Source organism: uncultured Pseudoteredinibacter sp. (assembly GCF_947500695.1).
In the GTDB taxonomy this organism is placed as follows: Bacteria; Pseudomonadota; Gammaproteobacteria; order Pseudomonadales; family Cellvibrionaceae; genus Pseudoteredinibacter.
Genome location: NZ_CANMSS010000023.1, coordinates 1 through 3,558, shown reverse-complemented (window position 1 = coordinate 3,558; position 3,558 = coordinate 1). Strand labels below are relative to the sequence as shown.

Annotated in this window: 2 rRNA genes; both read left to right on the top strand. The window is 49.6% G+C overall.

Annotated elements, in window-relative coordinates:
* Positions 1–263: 263 nt before the first annotated feature.
* Positions 264–3,147, top strand: a 23S ribosomal RNA gene (locus Q1A08_RS21310).
* A 270-nt stretch (positions 3,148–3,417) separates the two neighbouring features.
* A 5S ribosomal RNA gene (gene rrf / locus Q1A08_RS21305) occupies positions 3,418–3,533 on the top strand.
* Positions 3,534–3,558: the final 25 nt, after the last annotated feature.

The following is a 3,558-nucleotide window of genomic DNA, read 5'->3' as shown; positions in this document are numbered from 1 at the left end:
TTCAGAAGAAAAGTATTTCTTGGAAATATTTTTCTTCTGATTTTTACAATCAGACGTTCTTTAACAAGGTGGAAAGTAAAGTTGTAATACTGCAAATTAATTGACGAGTATGTAACAAAAGTCTATCTGACTAACTAACATACCTGTCCGGCGAATTTATTGTTTTTACAAATCATGAGATCCAGTGTTATGGAGTCCGGTCTGGACTTTGTAACATTAATCGAATTTTGTAAGTCGTGCACATTCAGTTGCTTGAGTTATATGGTCAAGCGACTAAGCGCATACGGTGGATGCCTTGGCAGACAGAGGCGATGAAGGACGTAGGAGCCTGCGATAAGGTTAGGGGAGCTGGCAAACACGCTTTGATCCTAACATTTCCGAATGGGGAAACCCACCCGCTTGCGGGTATCCATAGCTGAATACATAGGCTATGGAGGCGAACCCGGGGAACTGAAACATCTAAGTACCCGGAGGAAAAGAAATCAACCGAGATTCCCTTAGTAGCGGCGAGCGAACGGGGATTAGCCCTTAAGCAACTTGTGTTTTAGTGGAACCTTCTGGAAAGTTGGGCGATACAGGGTGATAGCCCCGTACACGAAAAGGCACTTGTTGTGAAATCGAGTAGGTCGGGACACGTGATATCCTGACTGAATATGGGGGGACCATCCTCCAAGGCTAAATACTCCTGTCTGACCGATAGTGAACCAGTACCGTGAGGGAAAGGCGAAAAGAACCCCTGTGAGGGGAGTGAAATAGAACCTGAAACCGTATGCGTACAAGCAGTAGGAGCAGACTTGTTCTGTGACTGCGTACCTTTTGTATAATGGGTCAGCGACTTATTGTCAGTGGCAAGGTTAACCGTTTAGGGGAGCCGTAGGGAAACCGAGTCTTAATAGGGCGTCGAGTCGCTGGCAATAGACCCGAAACCGAGCGATCTATCCATGGCCAGGGTGAAGGTTAGGTAACACTGACTGGAGGCCCGAACCCACGTATGTTGAAAAATGCGGGGATGAGCTGTGGATCGGAGTGAAAGGCTAATCAAGCTCGGAGATAGCTGGTTCTCCCCGAAATCTATTTAGGTAGAGCCTCATGTATCACCACTGGGGGTAGAGCACTGTTAAGGCTAGGGGGTCATCCCGACTTACCAACCCTTTGCAAACTCCGAATACCAGTGAGTGCAATCATGGGAGACACACTATGGGTGCTAACGTCCATAGTGGAAAGGGAAACAACCCAGACCGCCAGCTAAGGTCCCTAATACCAATTAAGTGGGAAACGATGTGGGAAGGCCCAGACAGCTAGGAGGTTGGCTTAGAAGCAGCCATCCTTTAAAGAAAGCGTAATAGCTCACTAGTCGAGTCGGCCTGCGCGGAAGATGTAACGGGGCTAAATTGGTAACCGAAGCTGCGGCTGCTATTTATAGCAGGGTAGGGGAGCGTTCTGTAAGCGGCTGAAGGTGTGCTGTGAGGCATGCTGGACGTATCAGAAGTGCGAATGCTGACATGAGTAACGATAAGGGGAGTGAAAAACTCCCCCGCCGGAAGACCAAGGGTTCCTGTCCAACGCTAATCGGGACAGGGTTAGTCGACCCCTAAGGCGAGGCCGAAAGGCGTAGTCGATGGGAAACAGGTTAATATTCCTGTACCTCTTATAACTGCGATGGAGGGACGGAGAAGGCTAAACTAGCACGGCGTTGGTTGTCCGTGTTTAAGGCTGTAGGCTGAGATCTTAGGCAAATCCGGGATCTTAAGGCTGAGAGCTGATGACGAGACTCATTTATGAGTTGAAGTAGTTGATGCCATGCTTCCAAGAAAAGCTTCTAAGCTTCAGGTTATAAGGGATCGTACCCCAAACCGACACAGGTGGTCAGGTAGAGAATACTAAGGCGCTTGAGAGAACTCGGGTGAAGGAACTAGGCAAAATGGTACCGTAACTTCGGGAGAAGGTACGCCGGTTTTGGTGATGGGACTTGCTCCCTAAGCTGAGGCTGGCCGAAGTGACCAGGTGGCTGCAACTGTTTATTAAAAACATAGCACTCTGCAAACACGTAAGTGGACGTATAGGGTGTGACGCCTGCCCGGTGCCGGAAGGTTAATTGATGGGGTTAGCACTTGTGCGAAGCTCTTGATCGAAGCCCCGGTAAACGGCGGCCGTAACTATAACGGTCCTAAGGTAGCGAAATTCCTTGTCGGGTAAGTTCCGACCTGCACGAATGGCGTAATGATGGCCACGCTGTCTCCACCCGAGACTCAGTGAAATTGAACTCGCAGTTAAGATGCTGTGTTCCCGCGGCTAGACGGAAAGACCCCGTGAACCTTTACTACAGCTTGACACTGAACTTTGAGCCTACTTGTGTAGGATAGCTGGGAGGCTTTGAAACTTAGTCGCTAGATTAAGTGGAGCCGATCTTGAAATACCAGCCTGGTATGTTTGAGGTTCTAACGTAGGTCCCTTATCGGGATTGCAGACAGTGTCTGGTGGGTAGTTTGACTGGGGCGGTCTCCTCCCAAAGAGTAACGGAGGAGCACGAAGGTACCCTAATCATGGTCGGAAATCATGAGATTAGTGCAATGGCATAAGGGTGCTTGACTGAGAGACTGACACGTCGATCAGGTACGAAAGTAGGTCATAGTGATCCGGTGGTTCTGTATGGAAGGGCCATCGCTCAACGGATAAAAGGTACTCCGGGGATAACAGGCTGATACCGCCCAAGAGTTCACATCGACGGCGGTGTTTGGCACCTCGATGTCGGCTCATCACATCCTGGGGCTGAAGCCGGTCCCAAGGGTATGGCTGTTCGCCATTTAAAGTGGTACGCGAGCTGGGTTTAGAACGTCGTGAGACAGTTCGGTCCCTATCTGCCGTGGGCGTTGGAAAATTGAGAAGAGCTGCTCCTAGTACGAGAGGACCGGAGTGGACGAACCTCTGGTGTTCGGGTTGTCATGCCAATGGCATTGCCCGGTAGCTACGTTCGGACGGGATAACCGCTGAAAGCATCTAAGCGGGAAGCCTCCTTCAAGATAAGTTTTCCCTGGGAATTTAATTCCCCTAAAGGGCCGTTGAAGACTACGACGTTGATAGGCTGGGTGTGGAAGCGTTGTAAGGCGTTGAGCTAACCAGTACTAATTGCCCGTGAGGCTTGACCATATAACTGAGGCTACTGAATGTGGCTGAGGATAGGTATGGTAAGAGAGTCTAGATAGACTGAACACATACAGAATTAATTTGCACTGAGATTGTTCCTGACAATCCCAGCACTTCCTCCATCCGTGGAGGTCGATACAACTTTACGAATGACTGCGCAGTGTAACTGCTAGTGATTCGGACTTCGAAAGAAGTACTTCCACCACCCTATTTGAGTGAGTGCGGCCTAGATCTGATATCTAATAAGACCAACCACAAACTCATCCAAGTTTGCTTGACGACCATAGCGAGTTGGAACCACCTGATCCCATCCCGAACTCAGAAGTGAAACGACTCAGCGCCGATGGTAGTGTGGGCTTTGCCCATGTGAGAGTAGGTCATCGTCAAGCTTTTATTCCAAAGAACCCCTGTCGG